Genomic DNA, 16,367 nt, shown 5'->3' with positions numbered 1-16,367 from the left:
TACTTAATCGCTAGCCTTGCGGTAAGCTCTGACCATGATATCTTCGTCGATCGCGCCTTGAAACCGTTCTGATACGATGCCGTCAGGTGAAATGACGTAGGTGGTCGGATAAGCCACCACCTCGTACCGCCCGGTGTTCTCACCATGCTGGTCGTACAGGACGGGAAAGGTGATGCCGTTCTTCTCAACAAAAGACTGTGCCTCGCTCATGCTTTTTTCCAAATGGGTCATATTGACGGCCAGTATGATAACGTCGTCATCCTGATGTTTATAGTAAAAATCCTGCATATAAGGCATTTCGACCTTGCAAGGCGGACACCAGGAAGCCCAAAAATTAAGGAGTACGGTTTGCCCGCGGTAATCGGACAGCTTGATCTCACGGCCTTCTGAATCGGTCAGCGTGAAATCCGGCGCGCGAAGCCCAGGCTTCAAGCCTTCCGCCACGATTTCCTGGCTTCCCTCTTGATGCGGCGGTGCGGCTGCTTCCCGCTCGCTGGCCTTATCCGAAGCGAAATCATAGATGACCCACGCGAAGAGAACCGCCATCACGACCAGGACCGCCCTGTTTTTTCCTAATCCCAGCGTAAGGAATTGCGGCAGCGGTGCCTGAAAGCGAAGCCAGCTGACCGTCAGCAAGACGCCGAACAGCAGAGCATAGAATAAAGAAGGCGTCACACTCACACCATCCGCCCACAGCCACTGAAGGAGATACCCTGCCGTTCCGCTTGCAAAGGCCGATAACAGCGCCGATTTCAGCAGCAGGCCAGACTCCCCTCTCTTCCTGTTCCAGCGAAGTGCAGCGTATACGATAGCGAGAACAACCCCCAGCCATATGCCCCTGACTCCCCCCGTCATGTAGATCAGCGAGGTCGGATGCTGGAGGGTGCGGACCGGATCGAACACCAGCATCCCGAATTTCCATGAGAGAAAACCTATGATAATGACGGATACATAGGTGTCCAGGATCCATTCCCGCTGCGGCAACTGGCGCAAACGAATGCGTAATGCGACGAAACCGGCCGCGGCGCAGATCAGAAATATCACAATATCGGCTCGGATCATCAACGGACCTATCGGAATAATACTCAAATACGAACCTCCTATAGTGCGGCAAAATCAAAAATCAGGTTACCCACCGGGGTATATCTCCATCATAGTGGATTCTCTCATTAATGTAAAACCAAGCGAAGACCTTTAGGAAGATGACCGGATTTGGTCAAGGGAACTCCAAAGCAGTGCCAATTCGGCATGTCTTTTTCCCCCGATGACAATCTCTTTTTGCTTCAGCTCTTGAGCGCCCATATGTCTATAAAACTGCTCGGCTTTATTGCCTACCAGCACCCAAACCGACAATGAACGATATCCTCTCGTTTGCAGAAATTCCTTCAACCTGGCAAATAGCCGTTTTCCCCATCCCTGCCCTTGAATTTCTTCCAAGAGATAGATCGCGTAGAGTTCTCCTTCATGGGAGATCTTCTGCTCTCGCTCCGTCCCGTACGACATAAACCCGTAAACCTTGCCATGTTCGTCTGAAATAACCAGTAGCTGTTCGTCTTCGGGCATATTGGCAAGCTTCCTGCGCCAGCCTTCTACGCGGTCCGCAACGGAAAGCTTTTGCAAAAAGTCATCGTCGACGATCCCCCTGTACGTCGTTTTCCAGCTGTTTACATGTACGCTAGCAATGCCTTCGGCATCATGCTCATTTGCAATTCGAATCTGCATGGTCTTCCACTCCCTCCTGTTCCTCTCTTGATCTCTTGGTATTCGCGGAGAGGCTCGAAGATCCTCTTTTTATCATTGATTGCTTCATCCCTGATGACGCTAAGCCCATAACTAGCATAAATAAAATGTATCGGATATCACATGGCGCTCGGATGCCCATGAAAGGAGGGCCTGTACATGAACAATGCAATGATACGGCTTGAAGATATCGGACCTGGCGGATGGTACGGGACGGAAGAACAACAAGCGAAGCTGCTTGTCGTCGCAAGATTCCTGCACCATCAGCAAATCCCCTTTCATCTGGCCGTTATTCCCCGATACGTTGATCCGGCGCAACATACGGACCGATCGTTAGCCGACCTGCAGGATGAAGCTTCCCTTCGGTTTGTGCGGCTGCTCCGCACGATGGCAGCGCTCGGCGCCTCGCTTGGCATTCATGGCTATACGCATCAGTACGGGGGATCGGCAAGCGGCGACGGATTCGAATTTGCACATTCGGAATGCACCGCCGATTGTCCGCCGGATGATCCCCCCGAGGCTGCCGCTTCGCTCCTGCAGCTGCAGGAATCCTATGCCTATCGGCGGGTTCAGCTGGGGCATCGAGCGTTCCAAACGGCGGGTTTTGCCGCGGCCTGGTTCGAGACGCCGCATTATGCCGCATCGCCGGTTCAGCGGCAGATCATCGAGATCTGCAACGGGGTCCTGTACGAATCTCCGCCGAACGAACCGAATGCGAAGACAGCCGTGCTCCGGCACAATCCGGACGATCCGTTGACAAACGGAACGATCTATGTACCCACTCCGCTTTATTATGTTTCAGGCCATAACATCGAAGCCGAAGTTGCTCGCATGGAACAGACTTTAAAGGATTTCACGGGTGAACGCGAGCTGGCCTCGTTCTTTTACCACCCTTATCTTGAATTTCCTTATATCCGATTCCTTGATGACGGCACCGTGCATTATGACGAACATTCGCCGCTCAGAAGGATCCTTCGGTTCTTCGAGAGGGAGCGAAAATCGTTTGTATCCTTAACCTCCATTGTCCCCTTCATACCGGATTTCAGGGAAACCCGGCTGTTGGACAGGTTGAGCATGAAGCGTCCCAAGTTTCTGCACGCCAAAAGAAACAAGCTCCCGAACCGATGGATCATTCGGGACGAGGCCAGCAACATTTGGTACGCTATGGATATTGGGATCAGGTCTCCCCTTAGAATCCATAATGGCATACATTCGATACGTCCGCTATTGGCCGACTGGCCGCCAACCCCTAGCGGCACCGCAATGACAGGCGATTTCGACGGCGACGGCTTCATCGATGCGGCAGTATGGCATGCAGAGCTTGGGGTATGCCATGTTGCCTTGAGTGCCGGCAGCAGCCGTATGGCACCTGACGGGATATGGCTGTCCGACCCGGGAGCCCTGAATTGGAAATCCTTAACGGGAGATTTTGACGGGGACGGCAGAGATGATTTGTTTCTATGGGATCACGCCACTGGTAAAGTCGCCATCGCCTACAGTTCCGGGGGGAGCTTTTCTCCTCCCCTTATTCAGCATGAGGTTTCCTTACAGAGCAATGATAGGATACCGTGCATCGGAGATGTGAATGGCGATGGCCTGGATGATCTGGTGGTGTGGAACTCCTCATCCGGAGCATGTCAGGTCTGGCTAAGCAGCGGTACATGGCTTCGGCATGCCGGCGTTTGGTATTCCGCCAAGGATATGTTGGGTTCACCACTGTCCGTGGTATTAGGGGATGTCGATGGAGACGGGATGGAAGATTTGGTTCTCGTTCAACCTGCTTCAGGGAAAAGGTTCATCCTGTACAGCTCGGGAACGGCCTTCGGGCGGCAGGAGGAATGTTTTGGGCCATGGGCTGCCGGAGAACAGACGACGCCTTTCCTTGCAGATCTATCGGGCAACAGCCGTGTCAGCCTGCTGGCATGGTCCCCGAATCGGCACGGCGGAACCCTGGACGCCGCCATCAATGCGAGGGACCGGACATTGGGATAAGGACATGATATACTTCTATTCAAACCTATGCGGTTTGTTCTGTTAAGTTATTATTTCAATCCTTATTCCTATGTTTGGAGGAAAAAAATCATGGCACCCCCCAATACGGCCGGTTCATCGGCACCGATCAAAATCGTGAAACCCAAGCTCCCCAAGCAGCTTGAGCCTGTGATCCTGTCCGATGCGGGCGTTGACGACGAATCCTCGTTCGTTCAATCCGCTTGTCAGGACGAGACGTTTGACTATGTTACGGCCAACAAGGTTCAGTTCGACCAAATGATCTTCGATAACGTGACGTTCCAGCATGTCGCGCTTCATCATGCCGAACTGACGGACCTCGTGTTCAACCACTGCGACTTGTCCAATGTTGATCTCAGCGAGGCCATCATGTACCGGGTACAATTTAATCATTGCAAAATATTGGGGCTCGACCTGACGGCCGCCACCATCCGTAATGTCGTATTCGATCATTGTACGGGCGACTATGCCACGTTCCGGTTTGCCAACATGAAGCAGGTATCCTTCCAATCGACATCGCTCGTCAAATCGGATTTTTATCATTCCGAGTTAAGCAAGGTAGAGTTTGTGGACTGCCAGATCGATCAATCGCAGTTCTCCGGCACGAAGCTTGCGGGAATTGATTTAAGCCGAACGGAATTCCATCATATCGGTGCGACCCTGGAAGATCTTCAAGGTTGCATTATTTCGCCTCACCAAGCCATCCCGTTAACCAAAATATTCGGTCTTGTCGTAAAAGAATAACCGCTTATCGCTCCGTTCCAGTTCGGAATAGAGAGAAGGTTAGCTAGTGCGAAATAGAGTTCTGACACAGTATAAAGCGGCTTACCCGGGTCCGGTTGACCTTGGGGTAAGCCGCTATTAACATGTGACGCAAGATTATTGATCCAGGGTATACTTCGGCAAATCAAGCGGAAGCGGTGCCGGGATGGCACAGGTGCTGGACATCTCATACCTTTTGCCGTCATCGGAAGCATCATGGAACCCCCACATGGCTTCAAGCACATGATAGGCAAGCTCGCCGCTCGCACGATGAGCTCTTCCGCTCCGGATGGCGTAGGCCATATCCGCAGGGCCGATCCCCCTCGTATTCTCGTTATACCCTGGAAGCAGCGGTTCTTCCGTCCACTCGGTTTCACCGGTCAATCGGTATTTTACCGGCCCGCCGAAGGTGTTGGGATCCGGAATGAGAAGCGTACCCTTGGTCCCGTAAATTTCAATATTAGGAAGCGTGCTGCCTCCAAAAACATCGAAACTCGTAATCAGCGTGCCGATGGCTCCATTCTGAAAATCGATAAGTCCGGCTACATGCGTAGGAATGTCTACCTTAATCTTCTGCCCTTGCTTCTTCTCGCTGGTAATGGTACGCTCCGCGAGCGCAGCGCCGGTCATTCCGCTAATCCCGCGGATCGGTCCCAGCAATTGGACCAGTGCCGTCAGGTAGTAAGGCCCCATGTCAAACATCGGACCGCCGCCGGCGGCATAATAAAATTCCGGATCCGGATGCCAATGCTCATGTCCGCGGCTCATCATGAATGCGGTTGCTGCGATCGGCTTGCCGATACGTCCATCCTCAATCAGCTTGAGGGCCGTTTGGATGCCGGCTCCAAGGAATGTCTCGGGCGCGCATCCTACCAGCAGCCCTTTGGCTGCTGCCATGTCCAACACCGCTCTGCCCTCTTCCCGGGTTACGCCCAGCGGTTTCTCGACGTACACATGTTTGCCGGCTTCCAATGCATCCAGCATAATTTGCGCGTGAAGGGCAGGAATCGTCAGATTAATGACCAGCTCAATTTCCGGGTCCGCGAGCAGCTCCTCGGTGGTATAAACATTCGGGATATTATATTTCGCAGCCTGTTCCTCGGCACGGGCTCGATCGATATCCGCACAGGCCGTCAGCTCCAGGATGTCGAACTTGTGGCAGTTTTCCATATAAATGCCGCTGATTTTACCGCAGCCGATAATGCCTACCTTTACCTTCTTCATGATCCCAGTCTCCTTCTGCCTTTATTGGCTGTCTCCCATGCCTGTGTAGCCCTGACCTTCGGTAAAGAAACTTATGTCCGAGCCGGCATACAATGACTTGCCCTCGGCGGCCCACAGCAGTCCTCTCCGCATCATTTCCTTCACCTGCGGCATGTCGACGATATCTGCATGATGGCCCAGCGAATTGTAGTAAACCCGTCCGTATCCCCAGCGCTTCGTCCACGCCACCGGCATGTCAACCGCTTTGTTCAGCAGATGCGGTCCTGCCGCAACCGGAAACCGGGTGGTGGCCAGCACTTCGACGGCCGGATCCACATGCAAATAATACTGCTCGGATGCCACGGTGAAATCCTGCAGCCCTTCCACAAGCGGACTGGAGCTGGATTTGATCTCCACCTGGTACTCCACTCCGTCGTTGCCCGGATGCGCGACCCAGTTTCCTCCCGTCATAAACTGCCAATCCACATTATTGCGGAAAGAATCGCACATCCCGCCATGACAGCCGGCCAAGCCGGTTCCCTTCTGCACGGCAAGCGATACGTTCTCCACTTGTTGCTTCGATATTTCGCCCATCGTCCATACCGGCACGATCAGATCCAAAGCCTGCAGCTTCTCTGCATCGTTAAAAGCATCCAGCGTGTCGGATACTTCCACTTCATACTGCTCGCCCCGAAGCAATTCCGCGAAAATGCCGGCAACCTGCTCCGGCTCGTGTCCGTCCCAGCCGCCCCATACGATTAAAGCCTTTTTCATGCGTAGCACTCCTTTGTTATGTGTCCGGCCAAGCCTTGGCCGATTGATTATAATTACATTTCAGACAGCTGCACCCAGCGTCGTTCTTCGATCGATTTATCCACGGCTTCCAGGACGGCTTGGCATTTTACGCCGTCCGCGAAATTAGGCACCGGCTGCCGTCCCTCCGAAATCGCGTTCGACAACTCAAGAAATTCATGAGTAAAGGTGTGTTCGAAACCGATCGTATGCCCCGGCGGCCACCATGCTTCCATATAATCGTGTACGGGATCGGTAGCCAGTACCCGGCGGAAGCCCTGAACGTCCTCATCGTCGGTCGTGAAGTAAACCTCCAGTTCGTTCATCCGTTCAAAATCAAATTTCACGCTGCCCAAGCTGCCGTTGATCTCGAAGGAATTGGTGCTGCGATGTCCCGCGGCGAACCGCGTTGCCTCGAAGCTGCCCAGCGCCCCGTTCTCGAAGCGGGTCATGAATAACGTTGCGTCGTCTACCGTCACTTGGCCCATGGGGCCGCCTTTGCTTCCTTTTGCGCTTAATCCGGTCATCTCGCTGGCAATAGGACGCTCCTTGATGAAGGTCTCGCTCATCCCGATTACTTCCTGCATATCCCCGACCAGATAATGCGCGAGGTCGATCAGGTGAGCGCCCAGATCCCCGTGCGATCCGGAGCCGGCCACTTCCTTCTGCAACCGCCATACCAGCGGGAACTGCGGGTCCATGATCCAGTCCTGCAGAAACCAGGCACGGAAGTGATAGATCTGGCCCAATCTGCCGCTGTCAATCAATTTCTTTGCCAGTCTTACGGCCGGAGAAAATCTGTAGTTAAATCCAACCATATGGGTGACTCCCGCATCTTCCGCAGCCTGCAGCATCTCTCTGGCGTCGGCCAAGGTCAGCGCAAGCGGCTTCTCGCAGAAAATATGCTTGCCGGCCTTTGCCGCGGCCAACGCAATTTCCTTATGGGCGTCGCTTGGAGCATTGATATCGATCAGATCGATATCCTCCCGATTCACGAGCTGCTTCCAATCGGTAACGCTTTCACGCCAGCCCAACTGATCCGCCGCTTCTTGCACGGCCGACGCATTGCGGCCGCAGATTGCCACCATTTCAGGCTTCAGCGCCTTCGGAAAAAACATCGGAAGGCTTCGATATGCGTTGCTGTGGGCTTTCCCCATGAATTTATATCCGATCATGCCGACACGTAATTGTTTCATCTTTCATTCCTCCTTGAATAAGGGTTCATTGATTTTGATGAAGCGAAGATGCGCGGACCACCAGGCGAGTAGGCAGCTGCCGATGCAGCGCGGCGCTCGATCCGCTGCCGTCCGGCGAATCGGAGTCGTCCAGCAGGCGGAGCACATGCTCCGCGGCAAGACATCCCAGTTCATAGAAAGGAACTCTTACGCTGGTGAGCGGCGGGGTGCAGAGCTCAGCAGCCTCCGAATCGTCATAACCGACAAAGGCAGGCATTCGATCCTCTGCAATACCTAACGCGCGCAGACCCTGCTGTAATCCGATCGCCATGCGGTCATTGGCCGCAAACACCGCTTCAATCCGGTCCAGCTTCCCGGCGATTAGCTCAGCTGCGGCATAACCGCTCTTGCGGCTGAAGTTGCCCTCGAACAGCAAGGATTCATCCGGCTTGATTCCCGCTTCGTTCAGCGCCCGGGTGTAGCCCTTCAGCCGGTCGCGACTGTTGGAATACTGGGGCGGGCCATTAAGAAAAGCAATCTGCCGGAATCCCTGCCCGATCAAGTGATGAACGGCCTGATAGCTGCCTTCCACATGATCTGCATCCATGACGTGAAACGCCTCGCCGTCAAAGTATTGGTTAATAAGGCAATAAGGGCGGTCCGCTTCACTCAGCTGTTTAATGGCTGCGCGCTCGCCTTCATCGTCCCGGGCACCGAGAATAATGCAGGCGTCAACCTTCTGGGTACGAAACAGGTTCAGATAGTCCATCGAACCGCCGGGTTCACGGAACAGCATCAGCAGGTCATGTTTGCTCTCCAGCGCCTTGCTGCCGATACCGCTTAGGATCTCCGAAAAATAATAGGCCGAGAATATGCGAGCTTTCGGCAGGTAAGGCATAACCACGCCAAGATTACCGCTCCTGCGCCGCGCAAAACTTCGGGCTAGCGCACTTGGGGTATATCCAAGCCGATCCGCCGCTTCCAGCACGCGCTGCTTGGTCTCCTCCTTGATCGGCCCGACACCATTCAGGACGCGGGATACCGTAGCTTCCGAAACGCCGGCAAGCTGTGCTACCTCTTTACGACTAGCGATAATCATCAAGCCTCCTGCAATTTATGTACGCGCGTACATTTTCTCATGGAGCATGGCTGTTGTCAACCGCTTTCCCATCATTCATCCTATTCTTTTTGAAGCCAACATATTGTTCTTGCACCGCCTTATCGGATGTGCAATAATCATCTCCATGAACTTATTAAACACGTTTAAAAAGAGTGAATGAGGTGATTCAAACGCGCAAAGAAGCTTTGCCTACGCCGCAATCCATGAAATTCGCCGTCCGGCGCGCGCTCCGTTCGTCGCTGCTGGAGCTGGGAAGCGGAACCAAAGCCGAGCTCAGCGAAAGACTAGGCATCAGCTTTCCGACTGTGAGCAAAGTTGTGGAGCTCATGGTGCAGGAAGGTGAAGTCAACCTGCTCGGACTGGATGAATCCAGCGGCGGCCGACGTGCGAACCGCTATGCTTTTAATCCGGATTGCATGCTGGGTCTCGCTGTTTATTACGAGAAAGAACAGAGCGTATACACTGTTTTTAATGGGAACGGCGACTTGCTCGAGCGGAAGGCTGAAGACGGCATCCTTCATCATGGACCGGAAGCCTTGGCTTTCCAAATGGCAAGCTGGACCCGCCGTTATCCAGAGATTCGCTCCATCGCCGTCGGCATGCCGGCGGCGGTGCGGGACGGTATTATTTTTCATGTGCCGTCGTATGGAACATTCCAGGATTACAACCTCCAATCTCACCTGGAGGATCTGTTCTCCATTCCTGTCATCGTAGAGAATGACATGAATGCAGCCGTGCTCGGTTACCACAATCTCAGCGGCTCGGCGGAGGCTTCCCTCGTATACGTGTACCTCGGTCACAACGGACCGGGGGCCGGGCTGCTCATTAACGGAAACGTCGTTCGCGGCCGCTCGTTCTTCACGGGCGAGATCGGCTTCGTCCCGATGAGCGAGGGCAGCAATTTTCAAGACATATTGGAACGTAATCGTTCCGTGATGAGCAGTCTCATCGAGCCGGATCAGGGGCAAATCGATGCGTTAAGCCGGCTATGTGCCGCCTTCACCGCGATTCTCAATCCCGATGCCATTCTGTGGTGCGAGCATAATCTCTCGCCTTCCGCCCTTGTCTCCATTAAAGAGCGTGCTTCCGCCTACGTGCCGGAGCGGCATCTTCCCGAAATGCTGCTTCGCGATTGGGAACACGACTATCTAGACGGCTTGCAGCGGATCGCTCTGGATATGATGATATCCGATACAAGCGCAATGTAAAATTCAACAATGACGATTGGGGATTAACCGTGAATACTGACCTTCAACCAAAAACAAAACCTAAATTGAGCAAAGACTACACCCTGCATTTGGCAACGATCTTTCTCGGCTTTATCATATTTGGGATATCGGAGAATATTAAGGGGCCCGCCATTCCGCGGATCCAATTCGATTATCGATTGGATGAAATGCAGATCGGCACCTTGCTCTCCCTGAACGCGCTCGGGTACCTGATCGCGTGCTCCTTCACCGCGCTGTTGACCCGTAAGATCGGAATCAAGTGGGTCAGCATGGCTGCCTTCGGATCGATGGCCATCTCGGGCGTGTTGATTTTCCTGTCCCACAGCTACCCGCTGTTTACCGCATCCTACTTCTTAATGTACATTGGGAACGGTATGCTGGAGATCGGCCTCGCGATATTGTCAGCCCGGATCTTTGTGCGCAATACGGGCACGATGATGAACCTGTCCCATTTCTTCTACGGCATCAGCTCAACGGTGGCCCCGATGATTGCATCCGGTCTCATGACCGTTACCGTGTTTAATTACACACTGGATTGGCGGGGCATGTACCTGGCCATGCTGATGTTATCCATACTTCCCATGATCCCGGCACTCATGAGTAAGTTTCCCGGGGACGATCTTTCCGAAACGGAACGGACTCCGCTGAAGCTGCTGGTCAAAGATCCCGCACTGTGGCTGGTCGTCATGATCCTGTCCTTCGGCGTCGTATCGGAGATGGCGGTTGGCGGATGGCTCGTCAACTTTCTTGAAAAATCGTACAAATGGGAACCTGCAGCGGCAGCCGGCATGCTATCCGCATTCTTCCTTTGCTTCTCTGCGGCACGCCTGCTGCTTGGCCCGATAACGGACCGGATCGGCTTCACGCTGTCCATCATCATTCTGTCCGGACTGACCGGAGTATGTACGTTTGTCGCGATTTTCGGCGGAGAATCCTACGCCTTCCTGTTTGCGGCGGCAGGCATCGGGATTGCCCCGATCTATCCGACGGTCATGGCTCTCATTGCCAAAAGATATCCGAATGAGAGCGACACCGCGATTACGTTCACCGTCACCATGATGGGAATCGGCAGCGTCATCGGCAATTACGCGATCGGCGCGATCACGAACGGATTCAAGCAAATGTACGGCAGCGGTACAGAGCTCGGCCTGCTGCGCGGGCTGCAGGCCGGTTATGGCTTCATTGGCTTATGTGCCGTCCTGTGCTCGCTATTCGGTATCGTCTTGTACCGTTATTTAAAAGTCCGCAGGCAATTAATCTGATACTCGAATCAACATGAAAGGGAGCCCTCTCAGCTTACAAGAGGGCTCCCTTTGGTTTATCCATCGTCGGTCTGTTCCGGACGAATTAACCCAAGTCGGGTGTGTCGACAAGTTCGATGCTTGCCGTTTCGGTATGATGCAGCTCAAATACCAAGATTTCATTCCGTCCCTGCTTCAGCAGCGGTCCAGGCAGATACAGCGCTGCTTGCGGCCCTTGCTCCCAGTAGCGTCCCAGATTGAAGCCATTGACCCAGACGACCCCTTTTCCCCATCCGTCTAAGCGGATAAACGTATCGCCAATGTCATCCACCAAGAATTCGCCGCGATAGAAGGTAGGTCGGTCCTGCTGTTCAAAAGGTCCCTCCAGCGGTTGAAACGGTGCCGCATTCGGATGATCAAGCGGTAAGGGATAGATGCTCCAGTCATACAGGAACTGGTTGTTCATTCGGACTCCCTCCGTGATTCCTTTATAATCCTTCAGCTTCGGACCGTAATTGATGCGTCCCATATTCTCGACCACGATCTCCAGCTTGGCGCCGGCTGCCGGAACATCGATTGGCAGGGCTTTGGGATCCCAACGTTCCAACGTCCCTTGATACTTTCCGTTCAGGAATACCTGAGCCCGGTCATGCACCTCTTGCAGATGCAGGGACTCCCCTTGGCGCGGCCCGGAAATATGCGTTGCGTAAACCGTGAAGCCATAACTTTGGCCCAGCCGTTCCATCGGTACGGGTGCCGTGCGTTTCTGCTCCTCGGAAAGCGCAGGCAGATGTTCCAGCAGATCGGCATAGTGCGTCATGCTCACCGAGCCATAGCTTATTTTCTTGACAGACTGCGGCTGACTTGGCAAATCGGAGAGTTCTTTCCCCTGATGCTGCGCGATCGCGCTTCGAATCGCTTCGAACTTGGCCGTCACGTTCCCGCACTCCGAGAGAGGCGCATCATAATCGTAGCTGGTTAGCGTCGGCTCATACTTCTCGTGAAAATTAGCTCCGTTATAGAATCCGAAATTCGTTCCGCCATGAAACATATAGAAGTTCACGGATGCATTCAAGTCCAGCATTTCCTTGAACACGGCAGCAGCATCCTCCGCGTCCCGGGTATGGTGTGGCTTCAGCCAATGATCAAACCAACCGTTCCAGTATTCCATGCACATCAGAGGATCTTCCGGACGGTACTCCCGCAGTTTATCAAACGCCTCCTTCGTTCTTGATCCGAAATTGACCGTGGCGAGCACGCCGGGAACGGTTCCGCCCTGCAGCATTCCGTCCGTGGGGCCATCCGAAGTGAACAGCAGCACGTCTACGCCCCGCTTGATCAAGCCATCCTTCAAATACTCCAGATATGCCGTATCATTTCCGTAACTCCCGTACTCGTTCTCGATTTGCATCGCAATCACGGGACCACCCTTGGAGGTCAGTAACGGAACCAATCGCGGAATCAGCTCATCATAATATTGGTCGACCTTCTCCAGATAAACCGGGTCCATGCATCGAAGCTGAATATCCGGATATTGCAGCAGCCAGGATGGAAGTCCGCCAAATTCCCATTCTGCGCATATGTAAGGGCTCGGCCGAAGGATGACATGCAGCCCGAGATCGCCGGCGATACGAACGAACCTTTCCAGGTCGGCAATGCCATCAAACACAAATTGTCCTTCCTTCGGTTCATGCAAATTCCACGGAATATAGGTTTCCACCGTGTTCAATCCGCAGCTTCTCAGCTTCATCAGCCGATCTTCCCAATATTCCGGAACCACCCGAAAATAATGGATGGCACCCGATAAAATCTGAATCGGCTCGTCGCCCAGCACGAATTGTTGATTAACCGCTTTCAATTGAGCTTTCATAGCTTGTTTCCTCCTAACTCGTTTCATTTGCTTTCTATTGCCATCATCTATCAAAACCCCATGCTGCTCAATCTCCAAATGGAGCATTCTTTATACCTTTTGTGCGAAATGGTCGTATGATAAAATATAAGGCATCATTACCGGCGTTTTCGATGCCCAAAAGGAGCCAGCTGTCATGGATATCGCTTTTCGCTTTCCCAATATGATTCAAACGCTGCAGGTAACCGGTTGCCATTTTGATTCCCAGCCGCCAGGCTGGAATTATCCGAGGCATCACCATCACCTGTTCGAGCTGCTATACTGTCTGGAAGGCGAAGTCCTGCAGGAAATTCATCGGGATTCCATTCAGCTCCGCGAAGGGGAATGGCTTCTGATCAAATCCGGGGTGCCCCATCAAACCTCGAATGCATCCAACAAGCAGTATGGGTATTTCAATGTTCATTTCGATCTGGATGATGCAGAAATTCGAAGCTCATTATCCGCTGCCCCTTACCGACATATTCGCCAGCATGAAAGCGAGCGCAGCAAACTGGCAGCCTACGTTCAAGAGCTGGAGGGAATCGTCCGGCGCAGCCAGCCGGCAGCCCATTCCGTCCATCCGGAGAACCAGCCAAGCGAATACAATCTCACTTTTGAGGATAGGCTTCTGCTCCAGTCTTACACCCTGCTCATCATCCATGATGTGCTCTCTCTCTTGAAGAGGCAGGATGCGCTGAAGCCGCCCCGCGCTTTATCTGCGTCAGCAGGCACCCCTAAACCGTCCTCCCTGCATGCAGCGGATGCGGCTCATGCCATCGAAGCGAAGCTGTCGTCGGGATTGACCGAAGAGATATCGGTCATGGCTGTATCCCAAGAGCTTAATTTAAGCCGAAGCCAATGTTGCAAGTTATTCCGCCAAGTGTACGGGATCTCGCCAAGACAATATATCAGCCGCCAGAAGCTCAGTCTGGCCAAAGAGCTGCTGGTCACGACCCATCTGCCGATGAACGCAATCGCCGACAAACTCGGTTTTCGCTCAGCCAGCCATTTTTCCAGGCAATTCCGCCGCTGGACCGGGCAGTCGCCGACGGAATACCGGCCCAGGCACTAAGCCATAAAAAGCATTAATGAACCTCCAATATTGAGTACCCTAACAATAAATAGCCTTCCCTTTGAGGATGGCTATTGTTCTGTATTGGCTGAACTTCATCTAATCATATGGCATCATGATTGGATATTGTAAAATCCAAGTATTTTTAGTTAGTTACTTGACATTCAACAGTTAAATTGAGTATGATACAACCTATAGTTCTCAGCTATATTTAAGTTAGTTGATTACATTTTAAACCAAAAAGACAAGGAGTGATCTATTTCATGGGTAATTATTCTTCTGCAGGCACTTTCATAATTCGGGTGATTCTGGGGGTCATCTTTATGGCTCACGGTTTGGATAAATTCCAGAGCGGCATCGGGAATATCGAAGGCTTCTTCGCAAGTCTCGGAATCCCTGCCTTTATGGCAACCGTAGTAGCCATTATCGAAATCGTGGGAGGAATTGCGCTGATTATCGGTTTGGGAACGAGAATCGCTTCTCTGGTTCTTGGGGTCGTGCTTGTCGTGGCGATTTTTCAGGCGAAGCTGGGCATGGGTTTCCTGGGCGGCTATGAACTGGATATTGCGCTGCTGGCCATGGCTGTACATCTAGTTCTTAGCGGCAGCAGCCTGCTCTCGGTTGATTCGCTGTTCAGCAAGAAGAACAAAGCCTAACGCGGACAAGAGCGTGCTCAAGGTTGTCGGGGCTTCGATCCCATGATAAAGAGCTGTGCGCAGATTCGTTCCAAAAGGAATGAGACTGGTACAGCTCTTTTCTAGTGATCTCATGACAAGATGCTGCCTCCCGCTTCCGCCGCTGAAGCCGGTTTCCGCTGCAGCCTCAGGATTGTGAACGACAGCCCTGCGGATATGGCAATACAGATTGCCCCTGCGATATAAACCATGCGAATGCCGAGCGTATCCGCGATAAGACCAATAACTGCAATCGATACACTCGTTACCGTTGATAATAAGATATCCCGAGAAGCATATATTTTCGGCAGCATCTCCTGATCCACACTGGATTGAAGAGCAGTTTGCTGCGCCACATCCCTCAGCTGATAGGCCGGCCCCATTGCAATGCATAGGATTAGAGCCACAACCGGGATACTGTTCAGGCCGTACCACAAAGTAAGCAGACTGAATACCGCTGAACCCGCAGCCATGCAGAATATCAGATTTTTCTGAATGAAGGAAGACAGCAGCAGCACCAGCAAACCGCCGAGAATAGCGCCGACGTAATAACTGGCATTAATAAATCCCCACCAAGCCTCGCCTTGATGGAGCACTTCCTTTACGTACACCAGCGTGATCGCTCCCACCCAGATGGTTCCGGCTATCCCCTCAACCATATCCATGATCGTGACGATTCTTAACGTAGGCATTCTCCACAGATAGAACCAGCCTTCACGGATTACTTCCCAGCTTGGTTTCCCTCGTCCGGCTTCAGCAGGAGCTTTCGTCTGCATGGATCGAGCCGCAATCCAAAGACACAATACGGATAGCCAGATGAGCGTGCAGCTCATGATTAATGTCGGCATATGTCCGTACCGTATGACCAGAAAACCTGTAAACGTGTATCCGGCAATCTGCAAGGATTGGCTGGTCACGGATAACGAGCTGTTGGCCTTGACCAACCGGTCAGCAGCAACCATTCTTGGTACCATGGACTGGATCAGCGGGTTCCCCCATCCTTCGGTAAACGCTATGAACAAAATGAAGATACACAATATCGCGACCTGGGATGATATGTACGGGAACAAGACAACCAGCGTGGTCAACAGCAGGGCTTTCAGAACTTGAAGCCTCAACAGCAGCTTGGAGAAGCCGAATTTCTCCATGACGAGCGGAGCCGTAAAGCCGGCGGCAAACCGCGCCACTGCGTTAAACAGCGGGAACAAGCCAGCAATAAAAGCCGAACCGGATTCCTGATACATAAAGGTAGTCAGCACCATGATATAGACAACGCCTGCCAGCGAAATGCTGGAGTGAGCGGTCCAATAATATAAAAAGCCACCTTTTTTCATGTCACACCCTATCCTATCGTGCTGATCTTTTTCTATTAGTCATAACATAGGTTGTAAGTTTCTGTAAAGCTAATGAACCATTCCCGTTCTAAAAAAGCCTGCTCCCATGATCCATCCATGAGAACAG

14 protein-coding genes are annotated in these 16,367 nt (G+C 52.8%); 6 read left to right on the top strand and 8 right to left on the bottom strand.

Going from position 1 to position 16,367, the window contains the following annotated elements; genetic code table 11:
* Nucleotides 1-3: 3 nt before the first annotated feature.
* Nucleotides 4-1,089, bottom strand: coding sequence for a redoxin domain-containing protein (locus tag BMX45_RS02675; RefSeq protein WP_090908371.1), 1,086 nt, complete (start codon nucleotides 1,087-1,089; stop codon nucleotides 4-6).
* Between the two features lie 105 nt (nucleotides 1,090-1,194).
* Nucleotides 1,195-1,722 (bottom strand): GNAT family N-acetyltransferase, encoded by a 528-nt coding sequence (locus BMX45_RS02670; protein ID WP_090908370.1) that lies wholly within the window; start codon nucleotides 1,720-1,722, stop codon nucleotides 1,195-1,197.
* 177 nt (nucleotides 1,723-1,899) lie between these two features.
* On the opposite strand from BMX45_RS02670, the gene BMX45_RS02665 reads away from it, so the two are divergent.
* Together BMX45_RS02665 and BMX45_RS02660 are read left to right on the top strand one after the other, a co-directional pair.
* Complete coding sequence (locus tag BMX45_RS02665; RefSeq protein ID WP_090908369.1) at nucleotides 1,900-3,732, top strand: DUF2334 domain-containing protein; 1,833 nt, start codon at nucleotides 1,900-1,902, stop codon at nucleotides 3,730-3,732.
* Between the two features lie 90 nt (nucleotides 3,733-3,822).
* Nucleotides 3,823-4,494 (top strand): pentapeptide repeat-containing protein, encoded by a 672-nt coding sequence (locus BMX45_RS02660; protein ID WP_090908368.1) that lies wholly within the window; start codon nucleotides 3,823-3,825, stop codon nucleotides 4,492-4,494.
* A 135-nt stretch (nucleotides 4,495-4,629) separates the two neighbouring features.
* On the opposite strand, the gene BMX45_RS02655 is transcribed toward BMX45_RS02660, so the two are convergent.
* The 4 genes from BMX45_RS02655 to BMX45_RS02640 are packed head-to-tail and all read right to left on the bottom strand — an operon-like array spanning nucleotide 4,630 to nucleotide 8,781.
* Nucleotides 4,630-5,736, bottom strand: a complete 1,107-nt coding sequence (locus tag BMX45_RS02655; protein ID WP_090908367.1) for a Gfo/Idh/MocA family protein — start codon at nucleotides 5,734-5,736, stop codon at nucleotides 4,630-4,632.
* Nucleotides 5,737-5,757: 21 nt separating this feature from the next.
* On the bottom strand, nucleotides 5,758-6,489 hold the full coding sequence (locus BMX45_RS02650; RefSeq protein WP_090908366.1) for a ThuA domain-containing protein: 732 nt from the start codon (nucleotides 6,487-6,489) through the stop codon (nucleotides 5,758-5,760).
* Nucleotides 6,490-6,542: 53 nt separating this feature from the next.
* Nucleotides 6,543-7,703 (bottom strand): Gfo/Idh/MocA family protein, encoded by a 1,161-nt coding sequence (locus BMX45_RS02645; RefSeq protein WP_090908365.1) that lies wholly within the window; start codon nucleotides 7,701-7,703, stop codon nucleotides 6,543-6,545.
* A gap of 25 nt (nucleotides 7,704-7,728) precedes the next feature.
* Entirely contained in the window at nucleotides 7,729-8,781 is a 1,053-nt protein-coding gene (locus BMX45_RS02640; protein WP_090908364.1) for a LacI family DNA-binding transcriptional regulator, read from the bottom strand.
* 182 nt (nucleotides 8,782-8,963) lie between these two features.
* Between BMX45_RS02640 and BMX45_RS02635 the strand changes: the two genes are divergently transcribed.
* Both BMX45_RS02635 and BMX45_RS02630 read left to right on the top strand, forming a co-directional pair.
* Nucleotides 8,964-10,010, top strand: a complete 1,047-nt coding sequence (locus BMX45_RS02635; RefSeq protein ID WP_090908363.1) for an ROK family transcriptional regulator — start codon at nucleotides 8,964-8,966, stop codon at nucleotides 10,008-10,010.
* A gap of 29 nt (nucleotides 10,011-10,039) precedes the next feature.
* Nucleotides 10,040-11,293: an MFS transporter gene (locus tag BMX45_RS02630; RefSeq protein ID WP_090908362.1), complete on the top strand. Its 1,254-nt coding sequence runs from the start codon at nucleotides 10,040-10,042 to the stop codon at nucleotides 11,291-11,293.
* An 85-nt stretch (nucleotides 11,294-11,378) separates the two neighbouring features.
* On the opposite strand, the gene BMX45_RS02625 is transcribed toward BMX45_RS02630, so the two are convergent.
* A complete protein-coding gene (locus BMX45_RS02625) occupies nucleotides 11,379-13,142 on the bottom strand; it encodes a glycoside hydrolase family 35 protein (protein ID WP_090908361.1) in 1,764 nt (587 codons plus the stop codon).
* A 175-nt stretch (nucleotides 13,143-13,317) separates the two neighbouring features.
* On the opposite strand from BMX45_RS02625, the gene BMX45_RS02620 reads away from it, so the two are divergent.
* Together BMX45_RS02620 and BMX45_RS02615 are read left to right on the top strand one after the other, a co-directional pair.
* Nucleotides 13,318-14,232 (top strand): AraC family transcriptional regulator, encoded by a 915-nt coding sequence (locus BMX45_RS02620; RefSeq protein ID WP_090908360.1) that lies wholly within the window; start codon nucleotides 13,318-13,320, stop codon nucleotides 14,230-14,232.
* A gap of 263 nt (nucleotides 14,233-14,495) precedes the next feature.
* Complete coding sequence (locus tag BMX45_RS02615; RefSeq protein WP_009593117.1) at nucleotides 14,496-14,888, top strand: DoxX family protein; 393 nt, start codon at nucleotides 14,496-14,498, stop codon at nucleotides 14,886-14,888.
* A gap of 110 nt (nucleotides 14,889-14,998) precedes the next feature.
* Here BMX45_RS02615 and BMX45_RS02610 read toward each other — a convergent pair whose 3' ends face one another.
* Nucleotides 14,999-16,240 carry an MFS transporter gene (locus BMX45_RS02610; RefSeq protein ID WP_090908359.1) on the bottom strand — a complete coding sequence of 414 codons (1,242 nt, stop codon included), beginning with the start codon at nucleotides 16,238-16,240 and terminating at the stop codon, nucleotides 14,999-15,001.
* Nucleotides 16,241-16,367: the final 127 nt, after the last annotated feature.

It is taken from the genome of Paenibacillus sp. cl141a (genome assembly GCF_900109305.1).
GTDB lineage: Bacteria > Bacillota > Bacilli > Paenibacillales > Paenibacillaceae > Paenibacillus_AQ > Paenibacillus_AQ lautus_A.
This window is presented reverse-complemented; position numbering and strand designations above follow the sequence as displayed.